Origin of the sequence: Planctobacterium marinum (genome assembly GCF_036322805.1) — a bacterium.
Classification (GTDB): Bacteria; Pseudomonadota; Gammaproteobacteria; order Enterobacterales; family Alteromonadaceae; genus Planctobacterium; species Planctobacterium marinum_A.
The window spans coordinates 3,637,848-3,664,729 of the sequence record NZ_AP027272.1 but is presented as its reverse complement, the minus strand read 5'-3'; the positions used below and the strand labels follow the sequence as shown (position 1 = coordinate 3,664,729).

The following is a 26,882-nucleotide window of genomic DNA, read 5'->3' as shown; positions in this document are numbered from 1 at the left end:
TGGAAAATAATAAAGAGCAGCTTCGAAAAGGAAGTGGTGTTTTCGAGTAGACGGGAGACTACGGAAATGAAGAAAAGTATAGAGATGTAATGCTCCAGTGACGCTATCCCTCGGGGATTACTCAGAGAATGTGTGGGTAAATCCTATTGTAAACTTGGGGCACGATAGCTTTTATGAACTAATCATGGTAAGCAGCAATCGTATATCAGTGGTACCGTCTTTGATAATGCTAGGCTGTCACTCACAAAGTGGTTTAATGTAATGCACCTGCTAACGCAATCCAAAATAGACACTTCAGCTATGGAGTTGATGCGTTAGCTAAAGGTAAGTTAAGACGAGGCCGGGAAGATGAAATATGAACTGTTGCATGCCATTAAAGAAAATTGAGATCATCACTAAACAGGCAGAATTATTCAACTCGATGATATCTACTGGGAATCGAGCTTCGAAGCGGTAAGCGCTGTCGTAGCGCATTTTGGATGACTCAGTTTGTTGCTGCGGTCGAATTGAATTAGAAAGTGAACCCACCAATAATGAAGATGACGGTTGTTGAGGGAGCCAAGGGTTATGTTATTCCGCGATTAATATAGCCAACCAGAGGGTATAGTGATTTCTGACCGATTATTCTGATTCAGTGGCATAGCCATTGATATCTGAGAACAGCTGTATGCGAAAGGGGATCTAAAAAGCCTGAACATGCAGCCTTCAATCGTCCAATACGACGATCGGGAATGTTAAGAACTCGCTAGAGGTAGTTACTACGCAATAGGGACAAAGCACCTTCCCTATAATCTGGCGAAGTATTGTTTAACAGATTTAGCACGAATACTTTTTAAGCATTAACGAAATCGGCAGTTTAAATACCACCAACGTCCAATAAGCTACTGAAGCTGGCTGAGTAAAGTGGATAATCAGGAAATCTATGCAAGTCTACATTTTATGGATGTTTGCAAAACTTATATTTGAATGAACGAGTTTATAAAGTATCAGATGAAAGGAATATATTGAATGGAAAACGCGCAGGCATTAGATCTTGTCTTAATTGTTGGAGCACAAAAGTCGGGAACATCTAGTCTTTTTGACTATTTGTCAGCCCACGAGCAGGCGCTTGGTTCTGTAATGAAACAGACATTTTATTTTATGTCGCCTGAGTTTTATAAAATGAACAAAAGTAAAGTTCCAAAAGCTTATTCAGAAAATGTAGATGATTTTTTAAGTTTGTTTCCTGAACGAACGAGTAATGTTAGAGTTCTTGTCGAGTCGACACCAGACTATTTACACTTTCCAGATACAATCAAACGAATAAAATCCATAAGTAAGTATTTCAGAAATGTCTTCATTATTGGGGTGTTAAGGCATCCTGTCGACAGATTTATTTCTTGGCATAGATTTGCGATCCAACAAGGAACTTTGAGAAGTACTATTACTTTAAAAGAATATCTTCAATTGAACAGGCCAATATCAACAACTTTTACAGATACAGATGCGTGTTTTTTTGCTAAGGAATCCGGCGAGTACTCGAAATTTCTATCTTTATATACCGAAGCCTTTGGAAGGAACCTAAAAATTTATAGCTTTGACCAATTAAAAAGTAAACCTCAGGAAACAATGAATGATTTGTGTCGGTTCATTGGTATAACTCCTGAATTTTATGAAGGATTCCAATTTAACGTTTCCAACAAAACAGTGAAAGTAAGATCGCGATTACTTCACATGTTATACATGTATGCTAGGCGTGCTTATATACTACTTATGAAAACTCCATTTAAAAAACTACTCGGTCCTACTCGAAATACCTTCGCAAAATTATATCATAGGGTTAACGAAGTTGATTATGACGGAGAAGTAAACTCAACAGATTTCAACGATACCGAAGAGTTGCTGCTCAAATTTTATTCTAAAGATATTGAGTACTGTAATTTCAACTATCAATTTGATTGGAAGGCTCGAGGGTCCGTTAAATGAATATTGCGATTTTAGGCCGGGGAGATTATAGCTTAGTAAATCGTCGTGTTGACTCTTTGAGATACAAAGGTCATAGGGTTTTTTTTATATCTTTACAGAAACATACGAAGGAGCATGATGATAACCTATATATCAAGCCTATGGCTAAGGGGTTAGTCGGTTATTTGTTTGCAATTCCGAAAGTAGTTTGGCTACTAAAAGCTTTGAGCTATAAAGCCGTCGATTTTCATGGTGCTTCCTCTTATGCATTGTTTAGTTTGTTTTTACGCCGAAAGTTTATAATTTCTATATACGGTCCCGATGTGTATGATCACGCGTTGCGTAATCGGTTAATTAAAAAAATGATTAACTTCACTCTAAAGCGAGCGCATACGCTTTCATGTTCAACCAAATCTGTTTTTGAATATTTAAAACCATTTAAAGGATTACAAAACTGTAAATATGCAGTCGTACCTTATGGAATAAATCCAATTGTTGATTATGATGAAAGAAGAAGAAGCTTTAGAGAGAAGCTCTGCATTGGAAGTGAAACTAGGGTTTACTTCCATTGTCGGCGTTTTATGCAATTCTGGAGGGTAGATGTGATCGCTCAGGCCTTTTCAGAACTTAAAGAAAAAGACGTTAGGATGCTATTTTTATTCCCTGAGACAACCTCAAGAGAAAAATTACTGTTAGATAAGGTAAAAATGGAACTTGATGAATTAGGTTTGATGGATAAAGTGATATTTATTGATGGGCTTGGATATGATGAATATTTATCAGCGCAGTGTGCATCGGATGTTTTTATAAGTGTTGGCGAGAATGACTTGCTGGCAAACTCCGTCCTTGAAGGATGTTTATGTAGGAATGTCATGATCTTAAATCGTCAAGATTCTTATGTGGATGCTTTTCCTTCTGATAACATAGTTTGGATAGAAAAGGGTTTAGAAAACAAAGAAAACATAGTAAAGGCAATGCTGGAAGTTCTGGTGTCCGATTCAAAAAAGGAAGATATGATTCAGGCCAATGCCAGTTATATTAAAGAGCATTACCTTGAGGCCATTTGTACAGATAAACTCATCACTGAGTACGATAATTTGTGAAGCAGTTAGTTGTTATATTAGCCTCTTTTTTGATAGCTTCAGGGCTTCAGGTTATCAATACCATCATTATTGAAAGAAGCATGGGAATTGAGGCTGTTGGTCAATATGGTGTATTTCTTAGCACAATTATGATGCTAGCAGTTGTTTTTCAGTTTGGTTTGAGAGACTTTGCCACCCTTCATTATGTAAACAATAGCAGTAGTTCAAAAAATATATCAGCGCTGCTGAGAGCTGCAGTTTTTGTCTGTACTTCGATGTGTGTCATTTTGGCTGCTTTCCAGAAGCAAGGTGATCTAAGTTTAGGGGCCTTTCAATTTCTTCTGGAAAACTTCTTAAGTATATCTTTGTCAGTTCTAGTCTTGGTGCTTTCAAATTTTTTAAGTGGGGTTGCGATAGCCAATAGAGATTTTCTATCACTTGGGTATTTTAGAGACTATGGTAGGCATTTAGCGACGTTTTTCTTAATTATGTTGTTTTTTTTAGTACCAAGTTTGAAAGAATATTTCTATCTTGGTTGGGGGCTAATTTTTCTCTTTCTAAGCCTTACTTTTTCCTACCGGTATTCCTCCGTACTAAAAGAAGCTTTTATGGGGCCAGGTCGTTTTGTTGCAGCATTTAAAAAGAGTGTGGCATTTTATGTAAATGATCTGATTTTAAATGTAATTGCTTTAGGTGATGTAATATTGTTAGCGTTTTTTTTGGGGGCGGAGGATTTGGGAATATATTTTATTTGTTCTCGCATAGCCGTGCTCATGAATGTTTTTTTAACGCTAGTGTCTAGTCACAATAGTCCTGCCCTGGCAAAGCTGATAGTTAATGGTGAGCATTCAGTATCGATAGAGATTATGTCTTTAACCAGTAAAATGCTTTCTTTTATCTCTGTGCCACTGGTTTTCTTGGTAATTGTTTTTAGTGCGGATTTGCTATTATTCTGGGATGTAGACGAAAGATATGGCTTGGTACTCGAAATACTTTTTTTAGGCAGGTTTTTCAATGTACTTACTGGAAATGTAGGAAAGTACTTGATTTACTCTGAAAAGAGACGTATTGAAGTTTTGAATAATACAATCTCATTTACGTTGATGATATTATTGATTGCGGGACTCGTTCCATGGTACGGTATTATTGGTGCGGCGGTGGCAAACTCTTTAGGGTTAATTGTTTTAAATATTGTCAAGTATGTGGAATTTAAGACTTTTTTTTCTTCAGGTTATATCGGGATTACTCAGATATACTACACGGTATTACTTGCATTTTCATATTGTCTATTCAAATTAGTAGGAGATAGTCTAAATCCGGTAGTTTTGAGTCTAGTTTTTTTAGTGTTTTATTTAGGGTTAACAGTCTCCATCGCTAAAAGAGACATCATCAATTACCTTAATCTTATAAACGCTCACAAGAAAACAGTATTAGTTGAGTAGTTGGTTTGTTTGAAGCAATTCTAGGTCTGGTTTCATGTCTGTTGGCAATGAGTGTTTTGTTTTTTATTGCACATAGACAGAATACTATTCAGATATTTTCTCCCCCATTTTTGTTACTTTGCCTAGTCATACTAGGTTGTTTTTTTAGGTCATTTTACTATTTCGAATCTCCGCCAGACTACTACTTATATGGTGTAGGGGCATTGTTAAATGCGGTTGCATTTTTTGCAATTGGATACTTGGTCCCACGGGTGTCATTTATTTCTCTCAACACGGTTAGAAAATCTTTCTTAAAGCGTTCGCGCTTTATTCATAAATTTACAATTATATCCGCCACGTTGTTAATAGCTGTCTATATGCAGAGCGCCGGTGCTTTAGGGGCAAGGTTTTTTGTAACAGAAGATGGAATAAGAACATCATATGCTTTTCTAGGGTGGGGGGCGGATATATTATTAGTTGCCTTCCTTCTGAAATTTGCCCAGAGAGGCGGTAAAGGCGTCGGCGTAGTACATTGGCTTATGTTTTTACTGGCGCTGTCCGGAGCAGTTGTTTTGAATGCTAGGTTATCAGTTTTGCTCTATATAGTTGCAGCTCTAATTGTTAGAAGCTTGGTGAGTGAAAAAAAATTTCCGGTAAAGATGTTTGTAGTAACCTCCGTTTTCGTAATAGGTGGATTGGGCTTACTACGAGAGTCTAGTCGCGGTGAAGATACGGCAAACGTGAGCGTATATCAAACCACATACAATCATGTCATGACAAAGCCATATTTACTTGCTATAGATAAGCTAGCGTTGATTGTTGGAAAAGTTTCTGAAAAAGAGTTGTATTTGTATGGTGAAACCTTTGCAAACATCTTAGTAATGCCAATACCTAGGGTATTATGGGAGGACAAGCCTGCAATGGAGAGCAGGCTGTTTGTAACCAGAGAAATATATGGAAAGGAAGATAGTATGTCTGGAACACCTCCAGGCTTTATTGGCGAGTTATTCATTAACTTCTCTTGGATTGGGATTACGATAGGGATGTTCCTCACAGGTGCTTTTTCAAGGGTGATGTGGAATAGTTTGAAAAAGTCAAACAATAACCCATTGGTTGCCGTTTTATATACCGTTTATTTAATTTCGTTATTTTCCCTTTTTGGTGTTGACCTACAGGGTGGACTTATATTTTTTCTGAAGCTTTTTATTCCTATATGGGTATTTGGTCGCTATTATATTCGCCCAACGAATTCAGGGTAGCGAACTGATTCAATTAACGCTACTTCCATAATTGTTAAGATTAGAACGAAAGTTAGGTTTTCCTAACTAAACAGAAACCGTCACTGAAAATGGACCCAAAATAGAGATATTTTTATGAGTTGTTACTTAATTACGGGAGGGACAGGCTCATTTGGAAAGACTGTTACCGAATATTTGTTATCAAACAAAGATGTAAAGGAAATTAGGGTATTTAGCAGAGATGAAGCTAAACAAGATTTAATGCGTACAAAATATATGAATGATTCGCGTATTAAGTTCTACATTGGCGATATCCGCGATTATGATTCCATATACCATGCTCTTAATGATATTGATTATGTTTTTCATGCAGCTGCATTAAAGCAGGTTCCTTCTTGCGAGTTTTTTCCCATGCAGGCTGTGGCAACCAACGTTATCGGTAGTGACAATGTCCTTAAAGCTGCTATTGCACAGGGAGTAAAAAAAGTTGTCTGCCTGAGCACAGACAAAGCGGTTATGCCGGTCAATGCAATGGGAATGACTAAAGCTGTGATGGAAAAGATCGCACAATCTTATGCGAGACAAAATCCAGGCACTCAAATATCGTGTGTGCGCTATGGAAACGTAATGTATTCAAGAGGTTCGGTCATCCCTCGTTTTATTGAACAAATTAAAAATAATCAGCCTTTGACTCTGACTAATCCCGACATGACCCGGTTCCTAATGGCATTAAGTGAATCGGTGCAGCTGGTGCAATATGCCTTTGAACATGCAAAACAGGGGGATATTTTTGTTAAGAAGGCGCCGGCTTGCACGGTTGAAGATCTGGCCATCGCGCTCAAAGAGTTATTTGCGTCTGATGTTGAAGTGAACGTGATTGGTACACGCCATGGTGAGAAGCTCTATGAAACACTTGCCTCTGCTGAGGAGCTTGTTCGTTCCGAAGATTTGGGGGGGTTCATTCGTGTTTCAATGGACTCAAGAGATCTAAACTATGAGAAATATGTATCAGATGGTAATAGCAACAACGCGATACAGGAAGACTACCATTCTCATAATACGCAAAGATTAAATGTTGAACAGGTCAAAAAGTTGCTGCTTACACTTACTGAGGTACGCGAGGAACTTCATTTATGAATAAGAATGTATTGATCACTGGGGCTGACGGCTTTATCGGTAAAAACCTATGCGTTTCTCTAGAAAAAATGGGCACAGTCAACCTACAGCGCTTTTGCCGAGGCGACTCATTGAAAGAACTGCCAATGTTAGTTCAAAATGCCGATTTTATTTTTCATCTAGCGGGCGTTAACAGACCCAAAGATGACACTGAGTTTTATGTCGGGAACTCAGATCTCACTGAAATACTTTGTAAAGCAGTGCAAGCCTGCGGAAAAACCATCCCCATTGTGTTTAGCTCATCAACACAAGTGGAGAGAAATAATCCTTACGGTTTGAGTAAGTTAAAAGCTGAAACTCATTTGCTAAACTTGTATATGGAAAGTGGCAATCCGATTTACATATACAGGCTGCCCAATGTTTTTGGTAAATGGAGCAAACCTAATTACAACTCAGTAGTCGCTACATTTTGCCATAACATTAGCCATGATATACCGATCGAAATACACAATCCGGCAACCAAGTTAAATCTAGTGCATATCGGTGCAGTTATCACCTCCTTTTTGTCAGTGCTGTCAAATCAGCCTCAGAATCAGCTTTATGTCAATGTGGAGCCGGTGTATGAAACCTCTTTAGGAGAATTGGCGGAGACAATAAAGAGCTTCAAACAGGCAAGAGAAACCCTAATCATTCCTCAGGTGGGAGAGAGTTTTCTAAGAGTACTGTATGCAACTTATGTCAGTTACATTTCCCCGTCCTCATTTAGTTACAGTTTGAAGAAACACGCAGATCCGAGGGGGGTGTTCGTCGAGATGTTGAAGACTAAAGATTCCGGACAGTTTTCCTATTTCACCGCTCTTCCCGGTGTTACCCGTGGTGGTCATTATCACCATGTTAAAACAGAAAAATTTTTGGTTATCAAGGGAGAAGCAAAGTTCGGTTTCCGACACATTACCTCTGGAGAGTACATTGAGATCTTTATAGATGGTGAAAATGCTGAAGTCGTTGAAACAGTGCCGGGATGGTCTCATGACATTACCAATGTCGGCGAAGAAGAGTTGATTGTAATGCTGTGGGCTAACGAGAATTTTAATCCTGATGCACCTGATACAGTAAGTTATAAAGTATAAAAATGAGAAAATTAAAAGTTATGACGATTCTGGGCACCCGTCCGGAGATAATACGCCTCGCTGCAGTCATGGAAAAACTGGAGCAGTTTACAGATCACGTATTGGTCCACACCGGACAAAATTACGATTATGAGTTAAATCAGGTTTTTTTTGATGAGTTAGGTGTAAAGGAGCCTGACTATTTTCTTAACGTTGATACCTCGTCTTTGGGCAAAGTACTCGGTGAAATACTGATTAAAACTGAAGAAGTCATCCTCAAAGAGAAGCCTGATGCAGTATTAGTTCTAGGTGACACCAATAGTGCCATTTCGGTGATGATGGCAAAACGAATGAAAATACCAACATTTCATATGGAAGCGGGTAATCGCAGTTTTGACGCAAATGTACCGGAAGAAATAAATCGAAAATTGGTAGATCATTTAGCTGATTTCAATCTGGTTTACACGGAAAATGCTCGTCGTCACTTGATAGCTGAGGGATTACCCCATCGCCATATTTATGTGACAGGGTCACCAATGCTTGAAGTACTGACTGCTAAAATGGAGCAAATTAAAGCTAGCAATATTCTTTCACACTTGGAACTCAACAATCAGGGCTATTTCATTGTTAGTGTTCATCGCGAAGAAAATGTGGATAGTCCTCAAAACTTGACCAGAGTTGTCCAGTGCCTTAATGCGGTTCACGACCATTATCAAATGCCGGTAGTGGTTTCCACGCATCCCAGAACCAAAAACCGTCTTGAAAAGCTCGAACTTGATTTTGGTGCACGAGATATCAGGTTTCTTAAGCCTTTTGGCTTCTTTGACTACAACAAGTTGCAGCAAGAAGCATTTTGTGCCATTTCTGACAGTGGGACCATTAGTGAGGAATCCGCCATGCTTGATTTTCCAGCAGTGACTCTTAGGCAGTCTATTGAGCGCCCCGAAGCGTTGGATTCGGGTTCAATTGTTCTGACTGGGTTGAACCCCGAAGTACTTTGTAATGCTATCAACCTTGTAACGCAAGAAGGTAGCTTATATTCCAAACGAGAAATTCCTGCAGAATATCAAGTAAACAACACATCGCTAAGAGTTTTAAAGATTATAATGGGAATGGCAAAACTCACAAACCGCTGGCGTAATGTAGAAGAATTTTCAAGATATGACTGGTAAAGGCAACTTACTTGTAATCCACCGCTATTTCTGGCCTCAAAATTATCCTTATGCTGTCATGTTGAAAGACATTGTCGAGCAAGTTGCTGATAATTTTGAGCAAGTATCCATAGCGTCATCAGTGCATCATTGTTCTGAACTTGAAGCGAGGAAAAAGTGGGCGGTTGAACATGGGTACTCACTAAAAACCCTAAAAATGCGCTCTGAAAAGGGAATGAACGTGGCGGGTAAAGTCTTCATTATGCTGCGATATTGCATCTGGCTTTGCTGGGTGTTGAGCCGAACTCGAGCTGATGTCGTGATGGTGGCTACCACACCACCCATTCTAACTGCATTTGTAGTCAGGTTTATGAGCAAAATTAGGGGATACGATTATATTTACCATTGTCAGGATATTCACCCAGAAGCCTCAAAAAAAAGTTTGCTGGCTAAGGTTCCAGTCTTGTTCAAGTGGCTTAGCAGTATTGATAAGGCCAATGTTTGCGATGCGAAAGAGGTGATAACTTTGTCTGAAGATATGAAGCGAACTTTAGTACAAAGAGGGGCCAGCCCCAACAACATTCATTTGATTAATAATTTTATTTTTAAACAACTAGAGCAAGGGTTTGGCTTGCAGACAGAGACAACCGATAATATCATTCGGTTGGTTTTTGCAGGTTCTCTTGGTCGGTTGCAAAATTTGCCTTTTCTGTTCGAATTAATAAAAAAATATCGAAACAGTGAAATTGTTGAGTTTCACATTCTTGGCGACGGAGTTTTAAAAAGCCAATTAGAGGCTGACATACAAGGTAACTCACAGACCAATGTGAAATTTTATGGTCAGGTACCATTGGAAGAAGCCTTACTTACTATGGCCCGTTGTGATATCGGAATCGTACCACTAAGCGAAGGTATAATCCGCGTCGCTTACCCGTCTAAAACAATGATGTATTTATCAACTGGTCTAGCCGTTTTGGCGCTGGTTGAACAAGATTCAGAATTAGTAAATTATCTTGAGCAAAACGAACTCGGGGTCGCCGTATCAAATACATGTCAACAACAGGCATACGAAAAATTCAACGCGTTTTTGACGAGCTTTACCAAAGACCCGGCCATGCGGATGGCGATCAAGACACAAGCAGAACACGATTTTGGGAAGCGTGCAATATTAAGCAAGTTTAAAAAGGTAGTGAAGTGAGTGGTTTAACGCCTGTTTTTTTGATTGGTGCCGGACGTTCCGGTACTAAATTTCTAAGGAGCGTTTTATCAGCGTCGAGGTATGTTGTTTCTGTACCATACGATGTTGGATACGTATGGCGATATGGAAATGAGAGTGTCCCTCATGATGAATTATTGCCTTCTCATGTAAATGCTAGTATTAAAAAATACATTCGCAATGAACTGCCTAAATTGGTAGACTCAGCCAGCACTAAGAAACCGCTATTTTTATTGGAAAAGTCGGTGCCAAATTCTTTACGCCCCGCTTTTTTATACGAAATCTACCCTGAAGCAAAGTTTATTCACTTAGTTCGAGATGGCAGGGCGGTTACTGAGTCATCTATAAGACAGTGGAAAAGCTCACCTGAACGCGGGTATTTGCTTAAAAAGCTCAGATATTTCCCGTTGAAAAATTACCGGTACGCTATTTGGTACATAGTCAATATGCTCAAGGGGATCTTCTTAAAACGGGGGCAAATGACATGGGGGCCAAGATATAACGGTATAGATGAAGACGCAAGGGCTCTAACAGTTGAGTTGGTTTGTGCAAGGCAATGGCGTAAGTGTATTGAGATTGCAGAAGAGCAGTTAAAAGTTGTTCCTAAATCACAAGTGTTCGATATCAATTACGACAAAATGATGGAAGATGAATCAGTCATCAGGGAATTGGTTGATTTCATTGGGCTTGAAGACGCTGAGCAGGTGCTGGAAAGGTTTAAAATTACCGTGCAGCCTACAAACAAAGACAAGTGGCGACGCTCTTTAACCAAAGGGCAACTGGAAGAAGTGAACGGAGAGGTTGCGGGAACCATAGAAAAACTGATGAAACAAGGAAAGTTGTCTCAAAGTAAGTAGTGGTTTAACGGAGCTTTACTTCTTGAATTTCTAAGCGAACAACATAATTGATAAAATTATGGTAATTATGATGAAGAATAAGCCTTTCTAAGCAGTGGGTATAAGATTAAGGTTTGTGTTCCTTGTGTAAATATCGTAGACACTCATAAAGATTCATGAGCATCTCTAATATATGCAATTTCAATTAGGAACATAAGCCCCACTTTTGTAAAATTTTAAGAGCTTTTCGTTTTTGAAGTTTAAGTTAGGCAGGGTGACGGGAGAGAAGATGCGGGACAGATTAGAAAGATTATCAAACGGTGCGAGTCTCCTATGATCCAGAAAATGATAGCTTTCGCTATTTTAATGGTTTTAATGCCTGTTTTATTGATTGTTCCAATTGCCATAATTCTAACTGATGGCTTCCCGGTTTTTTTTAAGCAGCGACGGATTGGTTTTCAAGGAAAGGCGTTTGATATATACAAGTTTAGAACAATGACCAATGTAGCGGGAGCTGAAAAAGGTTCTTTTGATGCTGGTTGTGTTACAAGAGTTACAAAAGTGGGAAAGGTATTAAGAAAAACAAAGCTAGATGAATTACCGCAAATAATTAATGTTCTGAATGGAAGCATGAATTTCGTAGGGCCTCGACCGGAAGTTGAGAAGTGGGTTGGTGTGTATCCTAGTGAATGGAAGAAAGTACATCAAATGAAACCAGGCATAACAGACCCAGCCTCAATTGAATTTAGGAACGAGGAAGAGATTTTAAATTCAAGCTCTGACCCCGAAGCTACCTATAAGGATGATATATTACCGAGGAAGCTTGGAATGTACCTAAATTACATAAAACATAAAAGCTTGCTTGTTGATACGAAAATAATTCTTCGTACCTTTTACTCAGTAATAGTTAAATGAGGAAAACTCGGCGGCGTTTCGTGGTTAAGTACTGCTAATATATTTTTGTTTACGATGAGTTGTACGGGGAACACGATCAAAAGACATTTCCATGTTAGTGTCATCAAAATGACGACATTAATCCTAATATTTCTTGAGGAGAAATCTTGAAAGTACCTTTTTTTAAGTTGAGTTCGGTTGATGAAGAAATCCAATTGGTCAATGAAGTGTTAAAAAGTGGTTGGTTAACAACTGCTTCAAAGACTACGGAATTCGAAGCGAAATTTCGAGAGTTTTGTAAGGTTGAACATGCATTAGCAGTTAATTCATGCACTGCTGGTTTACACCTATCTCTGGAGGCTTTGGGGGTCAAAAAAGATTCGAAGGTTATAGTCCCTTCTCTTACATTTACCGCCTCAGCTGAGGTAGTTCGCTATTTAGATGCAGAGCCTGTTATCGTGGATGTTGACAAAGAGACAGGTCTAATCACAAAAGAGTTAATTGCTAAGGCAGTCGCAGAACACGGTAAAATTGATGCAGTGATTGTTGTGCATTATGCTGGGCAGTCTGCAGAGATGACAGGGCTGGATGGTATATGCGATTACTGTACTAAGCAGGAAATTAAAGTGTTGGTGGATGCCGCTCATGCTTTTCCAGCTTTTGATCAGTACGGACCTGTAGGTAGTGTTGGCGACGTAACCTGTTTTTCTTTCTATGCAAATAAAACAATTACAACCGGCGAAGGTGGAATGGTAGTCACTAATGATTCTTCGCTGGCAAAACGAATAAAGGTGATGAGACTGCATGGCATTGATCGTGATGTGTGGGATCGGTTTACAAAAAAAGGAGCATCTTGGGAATACGACGTTGTAGCGCCGGGTTATAAATACAATATGCCCGATGTTAATGCAGCCATTGGATTAGCGCAGTTCAAAAAAGCAGAAATATTCAGACAACAACGTCAGGACATTGCTGAATACTATATTGGCGCATTGCAGACTGAGCCGAGCGTAAAAATGTTTAAATCCAGAGTTCCCCATCATCAACATGCTTGGCACCTTTTTCCAATCTTAATTGAAGCAGGGCATGATAGAAACTTGCTTATTGAAGAACTAGCAAAGCGCAATGTGGGGGTTTCTGTACATTACAAACCTATTCATCGTTTGTCCTACTATAAAAACACTTATGGATTGCAGCCTGAACGATTCCCAAATACTGAAGCAATCTGGAAAAGCTGCTTAAGTCTCCCTATTTATCCTGAGATGACAGTTAGTCAGGCTGAGTACGTCATATCAAGCCTTAAGAATTCATTAGAGGTATTATAAGCCCCACTTATTCCCCATGAGCTATTGATGCTGGCTGAGGTAAGTTGGTAGTAAGGAGCAAATTTGCGTTTAGTTGCTTATTCAAATTTAATGTTTTTAATTATGATCTGGTGGTATTCTTTTGTAGCCCTATCATATTGATAGTTGTTGAGCTTTAACTTTACATACGCACGATTGGCAACTGATGTAGTCGGTATAATAATTTTAGTTTCTACTCTGGGGACTTTAGTAAATTTTTTATATGCAACTTCACCTGAGTCTCCATCTATTAACTCTATTATCAGCTCTGGAGCTACATTTCTGACTTTAACTCCCCTAGCATTGAAAGTAATTTTTTCATAACTTCGGGCTTTAAAAATGGGGGAAAAAACCGAAGGTGTACCATACATAACTCTCAGTTCAGTATTGTCCTTCATTAACCCAGCACGCTGAAAGTATCTATTGTTATTACTGATCCAATCTTGAGGCTCCATACTAGTTTCATCAGTCAAATCGCAAGGTAACTCACTGGTTTTAAATATTCCCCAATTGCTGCCTATTTTGTGACCTGAATTGTTTTTTGAAATTTCATTTATCATTCCGAGAAAGTAAGAATGTGGATAGCTGTAGTGACATGGAATTGGATAATGCATAATAGGAAACAAGGTTCCAAGACCTTTTTGCGCTTCAAATTTGGAATAATTAATGAAATTTTTTGAGACGATTGTTGGGGAGTTACTCCAGTGTGAGTCTGAAAATATTGGATATATTATTTCTATCAATTTCTCTGTCGGTGCTGCGATAAGTTTTGCCCTACTAGAATGATATTTTACCAGAATAGCCGTCATCAATGCGACAAAACATAAAATAGCCGGGATGGCAAGTGACCTTTTGATTAAACTTGGCTTTATCTCATCTCGTATGTTTTTTTGATGATTTATTGTTGCTATTGAGAATGCGACCAGTATTATCCATGGCAAACTATGTTCGATAAAGTTATCAACTAACAAGCCTGATGCACAAATCAAGATAATTATACCAACGGGCTGCTTATAAGTGCGTTTTAAAATGTCTAAAACTATTGATATAAAAATAATGGTGCCTAATACCCCTGCGTCTATTGCGCTTTGCAGTAATGCATTATGGACATTGTTTACGCGCGAGCCACCATTTGATTCCATCAATAGTCTAAAGCCACCGTTGCTGATGCCTATTAAAGGATTTTGTCTAATTTGGTTTAGAGCATTCTGCCAAAGCGTGAGTCGATCATATCCAAATACATCAATAGATACATTTGGTAGAAAATCACTGGGAATAAGTTGTGTCCCTAAGTTAAGCGGCAGAATTAAAGGCGCTAAATTGGATAGCTTATAAGCTACGCTTGTGGGCATCCACTGCGTAGCAGCAATGCCGGCAAGAAAAAGAATTACTAATGCGAAAACAAGCGATGCTCGATTGTGTCTCAGAAAGTAAAATGCCCATAATAGTATTCCAATAACACTCATCAATAAAAAGTTTCTTGCTCCACTATTGATTCCTGCGATGATGTTTAAGAGTGATATAAATATTAATAAAAAAGCTATTCTTTTTTTTTCTTTTTGGAAAAAAGAAATAGCAAGCAGGGAGAGTACAAACCAAACTACTGCAACAACGGAGCCTAAATCTGTGCTAATAGCCAAGATGCTTCTAACGTTATTTGAATATCCAACATTTCCTGCAATAAAATATTGATAAAACTGGAAAGCACTTTGGTTATCTATCTTTTGCCAAATTGCTACTGCAGGTATCAGTGCTGCAATTACTAGGGGTAAAATCCAATTATATCTCCAGCGAGTGAATGAGAGTCCGGACCGATTCTGTGGTAAAAGAAACAGAAATACCGCAGTAGGTAGTGCACCTTGAACCACAACAAGTATCAATCCCCAGTGTATAAAGTCCGTTGTATCTGCATATCTATCGCGGTTAACAACCAGTGATATAAGGCATAGGGTTTGGTAAATGATGATAAGTATAAGTGGTGTTCTATATTTAAGACAAAACGTTTTAAAGCCTAACGTAAGATGGATTTTAAAGAGTAATAAAAAGGCTAATACCAGCAACGTAATGGGTACCATTGGGATGTGGATTTCAGGCCATAATGCTGCTGGGCGGAGAACTGAGAGGAAAAACAATAGCGTAAAACTGCCGACATGTTTAACTTGAATATCATTGTTGTCTTTAAAATAATGAGAATTATTCATATCTACAAAATTACTTGGGGTGGGTTACGGAATTAGCTTGAAACATTCAATGACTTTTGGTGTGTTCTGCTGGTTTTATTGTATACTGATGTCCTCTAATTTAGCTATAGAGCTGGACTGAGGCCAATAATATTTATCTCCAGCATCTTTGAAATCAGGTCATCCAATCGAAAAAGTCCTTAGTATCGTTCGACTGGTGCTGGAGGTTCTTATTTAAATTACAGTAGGGAGTGCTTCAAATATTAGTCAGTTATGCTATTAAAGCATGATGATGATAGAGAGCCAATGATAAAAGTTTGTTACAATAGATATTGTCTTTTTAAACCATGGTTTAGTTATCCTCTGAAATTAGGAGTTTTCTGTGTTTGTCCAATGGCTTGATTTCTTTCTTGAGATGCCTCGAGCATTCAAACGCCTTGTTACAGTTGCTGTAGATTTTATTTTTGTTGGAATCGCCTTTTGGTCTTCGTTGTGGATTAGGGTAGCAGGTGAAACCAGTCAATGGTTAACACAAAATTTGATATTGGTGCTGGTGGCGACGTCTGCTATTTCTGTTGCCATATGGGTAAAGCTTGGGCTTTACAGGGCGGTGATTAGATATCTGGATGTTAAAGTTTTAATAAATATCTTTTGGGGATGTGTGTTATCAACTGCAATGTTGTGTTTTTTTCTGTTCATGGCCGGTGCATCACTGCCAAGGTCTGTCCCTTTTATTTATTCTGCATTGATTTTGGTATTTGTGGCAGGTTCCAGACTTACAATTAGAGGCCTCATAAACACAAGGAAGAATAAAGAAAAACAACCTGTTATTATTTATGGCGCAGGCGCCTCTGGTCGACAGTTGTGCCTATCCCTACAAAACGGCAATGAATATGAACCAGTCGCTTTTGTGGACGATGAAGTATCGCTACAAAGCACCTCCATAGCAAACGTAGAAGTTTATCATCCCTCCAGACTACAATTTCTTATAGACGTTTATAAAGTTCATACGGTCCTGTTTGCAATCCCAAGTATTTCCAAAGACAAAAAGAGGGAAATCTTCAACAGTGTTAAAAAAATGAATGTAGATATGCTGACTATTCCCGGAACTGCTGATCTAGTGAGTGGAAAAGTTAGCGTTTCTCAGCTCAGGTCTGTACAAATTGAGGAACTTCTCGGAAGAGATGAAGTTAGGCCTTTTGAAGACTTATTATCAAAATGTTTATCGGGCAAAACCGTTTTAGTGACTGGAGCCGGGGGATCGATTGGCTCTGAAATTTGTCGGAAAATTGTCGAGATTAGTCCTAAAGAACTGATCATTTTTGAAATCTCGGAATATAATTTGTACGCGATAGAAAAGGAACTATGCTCCATCGCACCTGAAGTTGCTGTTAAGCCCATATTAGGTTCAGTTACAGATGAACAGTTGGTCGAGCGGATTTTTTCTTCCTTTAAAATAGATACAGTCTACCATGCTGCCGCTTATAAACATGTCCCTCTTGTTGAATTCAATATGGGGGCCGGACTATGGAACAATATCTGGGGGACGAAAATCGTTGCAGAGGCCGTATTAAAACATCAGGTCTCACACTTTGTACTTGTATCCACCGATAAGGCTGTGCGGCCAACCAATGTGATGGGCACCTCAAAACGTCTCGCTGAATTGGTAGTGCAAAACAAAGCTGAAAAAAGCAATAAAACCATATTTTCGATGGTGCGTTTCGGTAACGTATTGGGGTCGTCAGGATCTGTTATTCCTTTCTTTAGAAAGCAAATAGAAGCAGGTGGTCCGGTTACCGTTACTCACCCGGAGATTAATCGTTATTTCATGACAATTCCTGAAGCTGCCTCTTTGGTAATCCAAGCCGGTGCGATGGCGGAAGGCGGTGATGTGTTTGTGCTGGATATGGGCAAACCAGTTAAAATTGCCGATTTGGCTAAAAACATGATTCAGTTGATGGGATATACATTCAAGCCAGATAAATATTCAGATGGCGATATAGAAATTGTTTATTCTGGATTGCGGCCAGGCGAGAAGCTGTATGAGGAATTACTCATTGGTGGCGACGTATTCAAAACGCGACATCCAAGAATCATGAGGGCAAACGAAATCAAACTCGCTGACTCAGACTTGGCGATGTTGTTAGAAAAACTGAAAAATGCAATTGAGCTTAACGATGTAGAACAATTGCGTCAGTTGCTCATTGATGCACCAACGGGGTTTAATCCTTCTACGCCAATATGCGATATACTTAATTCAGTTTCCTCTAAAATTAAGAATTCAAACGACGAGTTAAAGTACGATAACATTCACGTTCTGCCCCGCACCAAATCATCGTTATAAATATTTTAAAGGGATATTAGTTGGCAAAGGACTATCTGCAATATTTGATACTTACTGCACTGAATATTGCTGTCAGCCTGTTGTTGCTATTTGGTTTCGTCACTTTTCTGAATAAAGTCGCATACGCTGAATATGGTGTTTTGTGGACTGCTTCGACTCTGTTATTACTGCTTATCAACCTTGGTCATAAAGACGCTCTATTCAAATATACAAGTCAAAACAATACAACTAAGGCAGCTTCGGTAATCGGTTCTTCCTTGGTGATTTGCTTTTCACTCACTATCTTTTTTTTGGCATTTTGGATTGTTAGTGACAACACATTGACCCTGGCTTTGTGTGCGGCAACCGGACTACAGATAATTACAATTCTTGCCACGCATTACAGGGGCAGGGGCATGTATGCCCGAGATGTTTCAGTAATCTTGCTCTATCGATGGCTATGGTTATCCATGTTTGCTTTTTTGGCCCTCACTTTAACAAGTGTCTCGGAGATTTCTGTGTTTTGGACAGGGATTGTCGCGAGCATCGTTACTTTTTTTCTTATGGGGGGCCGTAAGTTTTTTGGTATCAGTGAGGTTACCTTTGCATCTGTAAAAAATGCGCTTTCTGACCCCATAGTGAGAGGTTTCTTTATCATTGAGCTGGTGACAGTATCATTTATGAAAGTTGATGTTCTGCTACTTAGATATTTTGATACCAACTATCAGCACCTTGCAGAATATTTTTTCTCAGTTCAGGTGTTTGAAGCTGCGATTTTAATGCTTATGCCTGTGACTTTTTTATTTTTTAACCGATTTAACCAAAAGCGTGACAGCCAATCAGGTCAATCTTTGCTGAAGAAAAGTGCTTTAATTTTGAGCATTGTATTTAGTCTTGGGCTAATGACATGGTGTTTTTTAGGCAATTTTATCCTGTCCAATCTGTTTCCCGGATATAGCAATGCATTTGAAACGATTTTAATCTTAACTATCGCATTATTACCCAATGCATTTAACGCACTTTTCTCTGCTTATCTTATTGCTAATCACAAAGAAAATATTTTTATTTGGGTATCTGTACTGGGGCTTTTATTGTTGTTTTGTATTAATTTATTTGCGATCCCTGCTTTTAGTATTCGGGGGGCAGCTTGGGCAAGGCTCATTAGTGAGTTTGGTATCGCAGTTATTCTGTTAACTTATGTCATTGCTATGCTCCGAAGATCTAAAAACAATTATTGAAGCATAGGTAGCCTTGTGAATGTATCCCTGTATAATTCGCGCTTGGGTTGTTTTGGGAGCGTGTGTGAAGCAGTCACTAGCAATTGTTATTCCTGCGAAAAATGAGCAAAAAACGATTGGTGTTGTCATTGACAGCATAAAGCATCAATGTCCAGATGCGTTCGTGATCGTTGTCAATGATTGCAGTGATGATGATACCCAAGAAATTCTTGCTGGTTATGATGTTTGCGTGTTAAACCACGTTGAAAGCCGGGGCGCCTGGAGAGCTACCCAGACAGGCTTGTTGCATGCCTATAATACAGGATTTGATCTGGCAATTTCTATGGATGCCGATGGTCAGCACTTGGCAACGCAGATAGTCAAACTGTTAGATTCTATGGCTTTAAATCCTGAAGTCGATTTTATTGTGGGTTCTTGTGTTGAGCGAGGCACGCTCTTCAAGAAGATTGCTTGGCGCCTGTTTCGCACTATTGGTGGAATACAAATAGCTGATTTAACGTCTGGTTTTAGAGCCTACAACCGCGCGGCAATGGCCATCCTTACCAGTGAGCAAGCTTGTCTTCTGGAGTATCAGGATGTCGGTGTACTTTTGATGCTGAAGTCAGCTGGATTGAAATACAAAGAAGTCGAAGTGGAAATAAACGAGAGAGTCGATGGCGAATCTCGGATTTTTTCTTCTTGGCTTAAAATTGCTTTTTATATGTTGTCGACTGTGATAATCAGCTTGGCGAAAGCAGCACCGGAAAACCGTTCTAAACTCATTAAAAGATTAAAGTAATTTGTATGCCATTTAGTAATCCCCAAATTGTTTCCGCAGTTCTAGCGACTGTTATTGCAGGCTGTATCTTGTTGTTGGTGAGAAGAGACTATCTAATCCAGAGAGACGCAGTAAAGTGGTTGTTGCTTGCTTTAGCTATATTGCTTTATGGATTAAATCCCGGTCTGAACGACATCATTGGTTTTGAACTTGGAATCTCGTATCCACCAATTATTCCACTTTTAATCGGTTTTGCAGTTGTACTGATCAAGTTATTGTTAGCCGACATCGAAAGAGCAAGGTTACAAATGTCAGTTACGAGATTAATACAAAAAGTCGCAATCCTTGAGGCTAAGATTGATGACAATAATCAGCATTTAAAGGAATAACAGTTAATGGAACACCATCATTTAGATTACAGCTTGCACAGCCTGTTTAAATACCTTTTTGATAAAAAGCTTTTTATTTTTTTAATTCCGTTGCTAGTAGTGCTTGTGACAGCGATATGGACGTTAACTATTCCCAATACTTACCTCAGTGAAACGACATTATCCCCCACAGAAGAAGCTAGTGGTGGGGGGTTGAATAATCTTTCTGGACAACTTGGCGGCCTGGCCTCATTAGCCGGGATTTCCATTGGTGGTGATTCCACCGACCAAGTCACCGTTGCATTGGAAATCATCAAATCCCGACAGTTTTTGAGCAATTTTGTTGAAAAATATCAAATTAAACCTCAGCTGATGGCTTCTACTGGATGGGATGACAACTCGGGTGAGCTGTTACTAGATGAAGATATATACGATGCCATTAGTAACACCTGGACGCGTACATTGAGCAATGGCAGACCTCCAGAACCTACCGCTTTGGAAGTGTATGAAAAGTTCATGCAATTACTTACCGTGGAAAAAGATGCGACAACAGGTTTGATTAAGATTTCAGTGGAGTTTTTTTCTCCTAGGTTGTCAAAAGAGTGGTTGTCACTTTTGGTCAATCAGTTAAATAGTGATATGCGCAGCAGGGAAATTCAATCTACTAAAGAAAATATTGAATACCTTGAGGCAAAAGTACAGCAGATTGGCGACATTGAAATGAAATCGGTTTTCTATCAGTTGATCCAAGAGCAAACCAAACAGCTAATGCTAGCGGAGGTGAGGTCCGATTTTGTTTTTACTATTATCGATCCACCGTATACACCAGAGCTTAAACATGCTCCGCGCCGCGCATTAATTTGCATCGCGGCTGGTTTTTTAACTGGGTTTTTAGTGATGGCCTGGTTTACTTTAGTGTTTTTGGTTACACCGCGTCGCGTTTGAGCTGAAGCTGTTTTCTAAATGAAACATCTGAACACCTTTTTTGCTGCGAAAATCGCCATGGGGGATTCATTTGGCAGTTTTCAACAGATTGAACTGCAAAGGCGGCAACTGTTCGAAAATGTATTATTAATACTCCTTGGTGTTTATCTGTTTATAGATACGGTCAATGGATTGTTTGTAAAAACCCTTGGTTTGCCTAATTTTCTCTCTGCGGGTTATAAGCAAGGTTTGTTCCTGCTGATGCTTTTGTTTGCCTTTCAATTTGAACCGAGACGCTTCTTTTGGTGCTTGTTGTGTGTTGCCATAACCTTTATTTGGGCAATGGCCCGGTTTTACCTGGTGGACAATATTTGGTTCACTTTGGCGTTTCAGGAAGCCATCAAAGTTATATACTTGTTTGTGATGGTGCTTGTATTGAGTTCGTTTCGACACTTCACCAGTAACAAACTGAATCTGATGTTATTGTTTAGTTTGAGTGTTGTGGTACTCAATGTCGTGTTCGCATTGGTGGGGATAGGTCAATCCACCTATGGGAACTTTGGGGCTAAAGGTTTTTTTTACTCGGGAAACGCAGTATCCGGTGTCATTGTAATTAGCTCTGCGTGGTTTTTAACTAAGGCGTTTAAGCGTTCCATTATCCAATTTTTGTTCTTGATTCTTTTTCTCTCTGCAGTGGCACTGCTCATAGGTACTAAAAGTGGTTTTCTTGGCGTTTTACTCTGTGCTTTGATCGTGATTGCCTTGCATCTCGATGCACGGGCGCTCGCTTATGGGGTGCTTTTGCTATTCCTGACGGCGCTCGGTTTATTGATATTTGGCGAGCAGTTACTGGAGCAACCTCTATTTCAGCGAGTGCTATTTTTCTATGACAATGGCGGCCTGACCCGGGTGCTGTTTTCCGGACGGGACGTGAAGCTGATAGAAATTTGGCCTTTGTTTGAAAGGGCTGATTTTTGGCAGCTAATGTTGGGGCTGGATATGCAGGCTATGCAGCGCGCCGGAGTATGGCGCGTGGAGTTTGACTGGGCAGATATGCAAATTAATTTTGGTATTTTACTGTCATTGTTGGTTTACCTTGGTTATATCGCCTTGTTCGGTCGATTATTGACGCAACCTAAAAATAGTGTGGTTTCTTCAGCCATCATTGCTTTTGTGGTATTGATTATGATTTCTGCTATCGCCGGGCATGTGCTTTACAATGGAATGGTTACGCCTTTGTGGGCGGTACTTACTGCTGCTGCCCTAAATAATAGATTGCTCAAAGGAGCTAAAGGGGCTCAAGTTAATGAGCCAACACATTAATGAACATAAGGTTTTGGGTTATTAATGCTTAAAAAGCTCTCACCTGCCAATATTGCAGTAATCAAAAATACTAACTGGTTATTATTTGAAAAAGTTATCTCTGCTCCATGTGGCCTGCTTCTGAGTATTGTATTGGCAAGATACTTAGGTACTGATGCATTTGGAAATTATAGTTACTTAGTTGCATTGGTGCTCATTATTGTTCCACTTGCCGCGCTTGGACTCAATGCAATCATTACCCGAGAGTTGGTGAACCAACCAGATAAGCAACACCAAATCATGGGAACTGCTCTGGCAGGACGCTTCATTGGTACCGGTTTAGGGGCACTGGTGCTGGTGGGGATCGCGTTTTGGGATAGTCCTTCGAATAAATATTTGCTTCTGTGTTTGGCGGCCGGACAGATATTCAGCGCCTTCACTGTATTTAATTTTTGGTTTCAGGCAAAGATGCGAAACAATCACGCTGTCTTTTCTCGATTGCTTGCCTTGTTAATAGGATTGAGCTTGAAACTGCTAGCGGTCTATTACGATATGGGCATTCAGGTACTGATCTTGCTGTACAGCTTAGACTTTCTATTTGTCGCTATATTCAATTTGATTTTTTATCTCCGCGATAAAGATGTGGAAAAGCCTTTAGTGGTTGAAAAGGACCGATTATTTTCAATGATTGGCCAATCAAAATGGCTGATCATGTCTAGTGTTGCCACAGTTATTAATTTGAAGATAGATATCGTAATGTTGCAACACCTGAGTTCTTCTGCCGAAGCAGGGATTTACTCAGTTGCAGCAAGAATATCTGAGGTGTGGTTCTTTATTCCCATTGCAATTACTGCGTCTTATTTCCCGATATTATTGAAGAAAAAAAGCCACAACCTCGAGCAGTATAAACGCAGTCTGCAAACACTTAACGACATACTTCTGGCAATGGCAGTGGCTATAATCGTTCCTACTTTATTATTCTCAGAGTTTTTAATCGTATTGTTGTTTGGAGAGGAATACCGCGCTGCTGCCTACATGCTCAATATTCATATTTTTGGTGGCATTTTTATTTTCATGCGAACTCTTTTAAGCAAATGGTTGATCGCCGAGGGCATACTAAAGTTTTCACTGGTTACTCACGGCATCGGAGCTATTTGTAACATAGGTGCAAACTTCCTGTTAATTCCTGAATATGGAGGTGTAGGCGCTGCGTGGGCATCTGTGTTTTCTTATGCTGTTGCCTCTTATTTTGCGTTATTTGTCTCAGCCACTACAAGGCCAATGGGCATCGTTATGACTAAAAGCTTAATCTATCCAGTGCGTTTTATAGCTGCTGGATTTAATAAAAGGAACTAGCAGGTGTCTACTTTGGGCAGATCACTGAAATATCAATTTTTAGTCGAAAAATTTTTGCCATTCTGTATCAGCAAACTCGGCTTTTAGCGATTCGTAGTTCTCTATTAGATCTTGCAGCTTCCCGGGATTTTGTTTCCTGAGGTTGGTTTTGGGAGCCATTGGCTCGACAGCAAGGAAACTTGTCAGTTTAGCGAACTCGTTTTCAGGATCTGATATCATTCTTTCATAGCAAATCTCAATGAAAGGGTGCTCAGAAAAGTCCTCAATTGCATTAGCCTCCCAGCGTTTCGTTTTGTTAAATCCCTCTTCCAACTCTTCCTTGGTAAAAGACACCTTTCTGTTCCTGACTTTATCCACTTCTTTTTTAGAAGCGGCGGTCCAGACATCAGATTGCATAGCCACTTTTCTGGAAATATGCATTCTCAACATATTTTCCCGACGAAGTTGAATCACGTGGATTGATTTGTCTGCTCGGAGAAGTTCCCATATATCACTATCTTTGTCGTCCATGGGGTGATGATAAAATATTTTAAAACCTGCTGCTTTTATGCCATCGGGTTGAAATTTGTACACTCGGTCTATTATCGTCTGTGACGGCTTACTCTTTTGATAAGCAAAAATTTCGCCTTCCATATGTAACTCTGGGTGCGAATTCATAAAGGATAAAAGTAAGTTGGAGCCCGTCCGCGCTCTACCGATAACAATGACCTTTTTAAAGTTAGTATTACGCTGAATTTGGCTTAACAGGCGATGCTTCAATACTCGTTTGGCTTTTGCCGGATTTTTCAGTGATTTTTTTAAGGTTTCAATCATGGTTTTTTGTCATTGTTCCTTGGGGGAGGGGATTTTATGTGAAATTGTCTCAATTGACAATTTGCAGGGAAAAAGGCTAAATAGCGCGGTTTTAAAGATGCTCAAGCAGGAGATAGCAAAAACAGTTATCCTCTGAACTTTTAGAATGGTTGCTAGATTTCTTTTATGGCCAAACAATTTCTTATTTTGTCGAACATGTACCCTACAACAAAGACCCCAACACAAGGGGTTTTTGTTAAAAACATAGAAATGGCATTACAGTCTTCGGGTATGGATGTAGAGAGAGTTGTGTTAGCAGGTAGACACGATAGTTATGTGCTTAAAGCATTTTTTTATTTGAAATACATAATACAGGCTTTCATCAGATTACTTTTTACCCGCCGGATTGTTTATTTGCATTATGTTGCTCATTCTTCAATTCCGGTGTTAATCGCTTCACTGTTTCGCAATTTGTCAATCGTGGCGCATGTCCATGGAGGGGATGTTTTACCAGCAGAATATGAACCAGAGTGGGTAAGGAATATAAAACTGAGCATCTCACGAAGAGCGCTAAAAAAGGCCGGCAAAATCATCGTCCCCTCGAAGTATTTTTGTCAACTTTTGATAGAAAAATTTGATATTCCAAGTGAAATAATAGAAGTAAACCCGTCTGGTGGTGTTGATACTAAAAAGTTTAAGCCGCGAGAGAGCAAGCAGCCTTCATTTGCTGCCGAAAACCGACTGATCCTTGGCTATGTTGGTAGGTTAGATTCAGGAAAGGGGATTGAGACTCTGATCGCTGCGTTAAAAAAGCTCGATGTTGACTTTTGTTGTCATTTTGTTGGTACCGGGGTCCGTGGTGAGGATTTCAAAAAGTTGACCAAAACCCTCGAATTGGCAGATAAAGTCATATTTCATGGTGCGGTGCCGCAAGCTCAATTACCCGAGTTTTATACGAAATTTGATTACCTTGTTTTTCCTTCTGAAATGCAGGAAAGTCTCGGTTTGGTTGGATTAGAGGCAATGGCTTGCGGCGTACCAGTAATTGGAACTATGAACGCGGGTATGGCTGACTATTTGGTGGATCAGCAAAACGGTATCGGTTTTTCATCTGGTAGTGTTGATTCTCTTGTAAACCGGATTATGTACAGCTGCTCGTTGACAGCAGAGGAGTATCTGGAACTCTGTCATTGTGCAAGAAAGACAGCATTGCAATATGATGCACAAACCAGCAACACTCATTTAATGGAAATTCTGCACTGATGGTTAAGTCCAAAAAGCCAGCGTTATTGTTAGTCTATGGTGAGGGCGGCCATGCAGAAGAAATGCGACGCTTATTAGCTGCAGTATCTGAGAGTCTTGTGGCGAGGTTAGCTTTGGTGGCTATTACTGAAGCAGGAGCTAAAAATATTGATCCTCGGGTGGTTCGCTACAATGTGAATGAAGTTCGGGATAAACAAAGTGGTATCAACCTCGTTGGCTTGCTCCGAAGTTTAAACAGTTTGTTAAAGCAAACTATACATGTTTTTTCGGCCAATGATGTTCGATACGTACTGACAACTGGTCCTGGCTTGGCGATTCCTGTTGCCTTATTCGCAAGACTTAGAGGGATAAAGGTTTTACATGTTGAGACCTGTTGTCGTTTTTATTCAAAGTCTATCACGGGTAGATTTATGGCGCTATTGGCTAGTGAATTTTGGGTGCAAAATGAAGAACTTTTGACTTTGTACCCCAAAGCTAAATATTGTGGCAGATTATGAAAAAAGTTCTGGTAACGGTTGGGACAACTCCCTTTAATTCGTTGTTTGAAGCATTGGAAAATTGCGATATTCCTGAAGGCCTGGAACTGGAATGTCAAATCGCAGAGGGTACCTATGTGCCACGAAAATTTAGCTATTTTCGGTTTTCTGATGATTTTGCGCAGAAGCTCATGGCAGCGGATGCTGTTATTAGCCACGCTGGTGCTGGTACGGTTTTTAGTCTACTGGAATTGGCTAAACCGGCAATTGTTGTAGCTAATCTTGAGCGTAAAGACAATCACCAAATTGAACTGGCTCGCTATGTTGCACAAAGTGAACTGGCCTTGGGGGTGCTGCAGATCGATGCCCTGCAAACAGCGATAAATCAACTACCGTCATTTACCCCAGCGAGCTATCACAAAGAGCTATTCTTTTTTCAGGAGCAGTTAAATAGCAATATCCTCAATGCCTGTTTTCCCTCATTGCAATAAACTTTGTCATTAATGCACTTACTTCATGACAATTTGAAGCGCTGGCTTTAAAATAGCGCGCT

The 26,882-nt window shown here is 39.6% G+C and carries 23 protein-coding genes; 21 read left to right on the top strand and 2 right to left on the bottom strand.

Going from position 1 to position 26,882, the window contains the following annotated elements; translation table 11 throughout:
- The first annotated feature begins 1,008 nt into the window (after positions 1-1,008).
- The 11 genes from AABA75_RS16175 (at position 1,009) to AABA75_RS16125 (ending at position 13,332) form a co-directional block, all read left to right on the top strand.
- Positions 1,009-1,965, top strand: a complete 957-nt coding sequence (locus tag AABA75_RS16175; protein WP_338293750.1) for a sulfotransferase family protein — start codon at positions 1,009-1,011, stop codon at positions 1,963-1,965.
- The gene (locus AABA75_RS16170; RefSeq protein ID WP_338293749.1) at positions 1,962-3,047 is read left to right on the top strand and encodes a glycosyltransferase; all 1,086 of its coding nucleotides are present in this window, start codon (positions 1,962-1,964) and stop codon (positions 3,045-3,047) included. The genes AABA75_RS16175 and AABA75_RS16170 overlap by 4 nt, the downstream gene beginning before the upstream one ends.
- On the top strand, positions 3,044-4,468 hold the full coding sequence (locus AABA75_RS16165; RefSeq protein WP_338293748.1) for a lipopolysaccharide biosynthesis protein: 1,425 nt from the start codon (positions 3,044-3,046) through the stop codon (positions 4,466-4,468). Before AABA75_RS16170 ends, AABA75_RS16165 begins: the two co-directional genes overlap by 4 nt.
- A gap of 5 nt (positions 4,469-4,473) precedes the next feature.
- Positions 4,474-5,706 (top strand): oligosaccharide repeat unit polymerase, encoded by a 1,233-nt coding sequence (locus AABA75_RS16160; RefSeq protein WP_338293747.1) that lies wholly within the window; start codon positions 4,474-4,476, stop codon positions 5,704-5,706.
- Positions 5,707-5,820: 114 nt separating this feature from the next.
- Positions 5,821-6,822, top strand: a complete 1,002-nt coding sequence (locus AABA75_RS16155) for a polysaccharide biosynthesis protein (RefSeq protein ID WP_338293746.1) — start codon at positions 5,821-5,823, stop codon at positions 6,820-6,822.
- A complete protein-coding gene (wbjC, locus tag AABA75_RS16150) occupies positions 6,819-7,931 on the top strand; it encodes a UDP-2-acetamido-2,6-beta-L-arabino-hexul-4-ose reductase (protein WP_338293745.1) in 1,113 nt (370 codons plus the stop codon). Before AABA75_RS16155 ends, wbjC begins: the two co-directional genes overlap by 4 nt.
- 2 nt (positions 7,932-7,933) lie before the next feature.
- Positions 7,934-9,082, top strand: coding sequence for a non-hydrolyzing UDP-N-acetylglucosamine 2-epimerase (wecB, locus tag AABA75_RS16145; RefSeq protein ID WP_338293743.1), 1,149 nt, complete (start codon positions 7,934-7,936; stop codon positions 9,080-9,082).
- Positions 9,072-10,259: a glycosyltransferase family 4 protein gene (locus tag AABA75_RS16140; protein WP_338293741.1), complete on the top strand. Its 1,188-nt coding sequence runs from the start codon at positions 9,072-9,074 to the stop codon at positions 10,257-10,259. Before wecB ends, AABA75_RS16140 begins: the two co-directional genes overlap by 11 nt.
- A complete protein-coding gene (locus tag AABA75_RS16135; RefSeq protein WP_338293740.1) occupies positions 10,256-11,134 on the top strand; it encodes a sulfotransferase family protein in 879 nt (292 codons plus the stop codon). Before AABA75_RS16140 ends, AABA75_RS16135 begins: the two co-directional genes overlap by 4 nt.
- Before the next feature lie 312 nt (positions 11,135-11,446).
- Positions 11,447-12,028, top strand: coding sequence for a sugar transferase (locus tag AABA75_RS16130; protein ID WP_338293739.1), 582 nt, complete (start codon positions 11,447-11,449; stop codon positions 12,026-12,028).
- A gap of 146 nt (positions 12,029-12,174) precedes the next feature.
- Positions 12,175-13,332, top strand: a complete 1,158-nt coding sequence (locus AABA75_RS16125) for a DegT/DnrJ/EryC1/StrS family aminotransferase (RefSeq protein WP_338293737.1) — start codon at positions 12,175-12,177, stop codon at positions 13,330-13,332.
- A 77-nt stretch (positions 13,333-13,409) separates the two neighbouring features.
- Here the strand turns inward: AABA75_RS16125 and AABA75_RS16120 are convergent, their stop codons facing one another.
- Positions 13,410-15,551 (bottom strand): O-antigen ligase family protein, encoded by a 2,142-nt coding sequence (locus AABA75_RS16120; protein WP_338293735.1) that lies wholly within the window; start codon positions 15,549-15,551, stop codon positions 13,410-13,412.
- A gap of 361 nt (positions 15,552-15,912) precedes the next feature.
- On the opposite strand from AABA75_RS16120, the gene AABA75_RS16115 reads away from it, so the two are divergent.
- The 7 genes from AABA75_RS16115 (at position 15,913) to AABA75_RS16085 (ending at position 23,798) form a co-directional block, all read left to right on the top strand.
- On the top strand, positions 15,913-17,874 hold the full coding sequence (locus AABA75_RS16115; RefSeq protein WP_338293734.1) for a nucleoside-diphosphate sugar epimerase/dehydratase: 1,962 nt from the start codon (positions 15,913-15,915) through the stop codon (positions 17,872-17,874).
- A 20-nt stretch (positions 17,875-17,894) separates the two neighbouring features.
- Positions 17,895-19,091, top strand: a complete 1,197-nt coding sequence (locus tag AABA75_RS16110) for a polysaccharide biosynthesis C-terminal domain-containing protein (protein WP_338293733.1) — start codon at positions 17,895-17,897, stop codon at positions 19,089-19,091.
- A 64-nt stretch (positions 19,092-19,155) separates the two neighbouring features.
- Complete coding sequence (locus AABA75_RS16105) at positions 19,156-19,869, top strand: glycosyltransferase family 2 protein (RefSeq protein WP_338293731.1); 714 nt, start codon at positions 19,156-19,158, stop codon at positions 19,867-19,869.
- Positions 19,870-19,874: 5 nt separating this feature from the next.
- Positions 19,875-20,237 (top strand): DUF2304 domain-containing protein, encoded by a 363-nt coding sequence (locus AABA75_RS16100; protein ID WP_338293729.1) that lies wholly within the window; start codon positions 19,875-19,877, stop codon positions 20,235-20,237.
- A 6-nt stretch (positions 20,238-20,243) separates the two neighbouring features.
- Complete coding sequence (locus tag AABA75_RS16095; RefSeq protein WP_338293727.1) at positions 20,244-21,161, top strand: Wzz/FepE/Etk N-terminal domain-containing protein; 918 nt, start codon at positions 20,244-20,246, stop codon at positions 21,159-21,161.
- Between the two features lie 18 nt (positions 21,162-21,179).
- On the top strand, positions 21,180-22,463 hold the full coding sequence (locus AABA75_RS16090) for an O-antigen ligase family protein (RefSeq protein ID WP_338293725.1): 1,284 nt from the start codon (positions 21,180-21,182) through the stop codon (positions 22,461-22,463).
- Between the two features lie 24 nt (positions 22,464-22,487).
- Complete coding sequence (locus tag AABA75_RS16085; protein ID WP_338293724.1) at positions 22,488-23,798, top strand: flippase; 1,311 nt, start codon at positions 22,488-22,490, stop codon at positions 23,796-23,798.
- 39 nt (positions 23,799-23,837) lie between these two features.
- On the opposite strand, the gene AABA75_RS16080 is transcribed toward AABA75_RS16085, so the two are convergent.
- On the bottom strand, positions 23,838-24,611 hold the full coding sequence (locus AABA75_RS16080; protein WP_338293722.1) for a hypothetical protein: 774 nt from the start codon (positions 24,609-24,611) through the stop codon (positions 23,838-23,840).
- Between the two features lie 165 nt (positions 24,612-24,776).
- Here AABA75_RS16080 and AABA75_RS16075 point away from each other — a divergent pair, with 165 nt between their 5' ends.
- From AABA75_RS16075 to pssE, 3 genes are read left to right on the top strand one after another with little or no spacing between them, the layout of a single operon-like run.
- On the top strand, positions 24,777-25,853 hold the full coding sequence (locus tag AABA75_RS16075; protein WP_338293721.1) for a glycosyltransferase: 1,077 nt from the start codon (positions 24,777-24,779) through the stop codon (positions 25,851-25,853).
- Positions 25,853-26,350, top strand: coding sequence for a PssD/Cps14F family polysaccharide biosynthesis glycosyltransferase (gene pssD / locus AABA75_RS16070; protein ID WP_338293720.1), 498 nt, complete (start codon positions 25,853-25,855; stop codon positions 26,348-26,350). Before AABA75_RS16075 ends, pssD begins: the two co-directional genes overlap by 1 nt.
- Entirely contained in the window at positions 26,347-26,820 is a 474-nt protein-coding gene (gene pssE, locus AABA75_RS16065; protein ID WP_338293718.1) for a PssE/Cps14G family polysaccharide biosynthesis glycosyltransferase, read from the top strand. The genes pssD and pssE overlap by 4 nt, the downstream gene beginning before the upstream one ends.
- Positions 26,821-26,882 lie beyond the last annotated feature (62 nt).

Excerpts from the sequence above, each read along its gene's own strand:
- AABA75_RS16080 (WP_338293722.1), bottom strand. The coding sequence starts at position 24,611 with ATGATTGAAACCTTAAAAAAATCACTGAAAAATCCGGCAAAAGCCAAA.
- AABA75_RS16120 (WP_338293735.1), bottom strand. The coding sequence starts at position 15,551 with ATGAATAATTCTCATTATTTTAAAGACAACAATGATATTCAAGTTAAA.
- wbjC (WP_338293745.1), top strand. The coding sequence starts at position 6,819 with ATGAATAAGAATGTATTGATCACTGGGGCTGACGGCTTTATCGGTAAA.
- AABA75_RS16075 (WP_338293721.1), top strand. The coding sequence starts at position 24,777 with ATGGCCAAACAATTTCTTATTTTGTCGAACATGTACCCTACAACAAAG.
- AABA75_RS16090 (WP_338293725.1), top strand. The coding sequence starts at position 21,180 with ATGAAACATCTGAACACCTTTTTTGCTGCGAAAATCGCCATGGGGGAT.
- pssE (WP_338293718.1), top strand. The coding sequence starts at position 26,347 with ATGAAAAAAGTTCTGGTAACGGTTGGGACAACTCCCTTTAATTCGTTG.
- AABA75_RS16175 (WP_338293750.1), top strand. The coding sequence starts at position 1,009 with ATGGAAAACGCGCAGGCATTAGATCTTGTCTTAATTGTTGGAGCACAA.
- AABA75_RS16100 (WP_338293729.1), top strand. The coding sequence starts at position 19,875 with ATGCCATTTAGTAATCCCCAAATTGTTTCCGCAGTTCTAGCGACTGTT.
- AABA75_RS16155 (WP_338293746.1), top strand. The coding sequence starts at position 5,821 with ATGAGTTGTTACTTAATTACGGGAGGGACAGGCTCATTTGGAAAGACT.
- AABA75_RS16170 (WP_338293749.1), top strand. The coding sequence starts at position 1,962 with ATGAATATTGCGATTTTAGGCCGGGGAGATTATAGCTTAGTAAATCGT.
- AABA75_RS16140 (WP_338293741.1), top strand. The coding sequence starts at position 9,072 with ATGACTGGTAAAGGCAACTTACTTGTAATCCACCGCTATTTCTGGCCT.
- pssD (WP_338293720.1), top strand. The coding sequence starts at position 25,853 with ATGGTTAAGTCCAAAAAGCCAGCGTTATTGTTAGTCTATGGTGAGGGC.
- AABA75_RS16095 (WP_338293727.1), top strand. The coding sequence starts at position 20,244 with ATGGAACACCATCATTTAGATTACAGCTTGCACAGCCTGTTTAAATAC.
- AABA75_RS16130 (WP_338293739.1), top strand. The coding sequence starts at position 11,447 with ATGATCCAGAAAATGATAGCTTTCGCTATTTTAATGGTTTTAATGCCT.
- AABA75_RS16085 (WP_338293724.1), top strand. The coding sequence starts at position 22,488 with ATGCTTAAAAAGCTCTCACCTGCCAATATTGCAGTAATCAAAAATACT.
- wecB (WP_338293743.1), top strand. The coding sequence starts at position 7,934 with ATGAGAAAATTAAAAGTTATGACGATTCTGGGCACCCGTCCGGAGATA.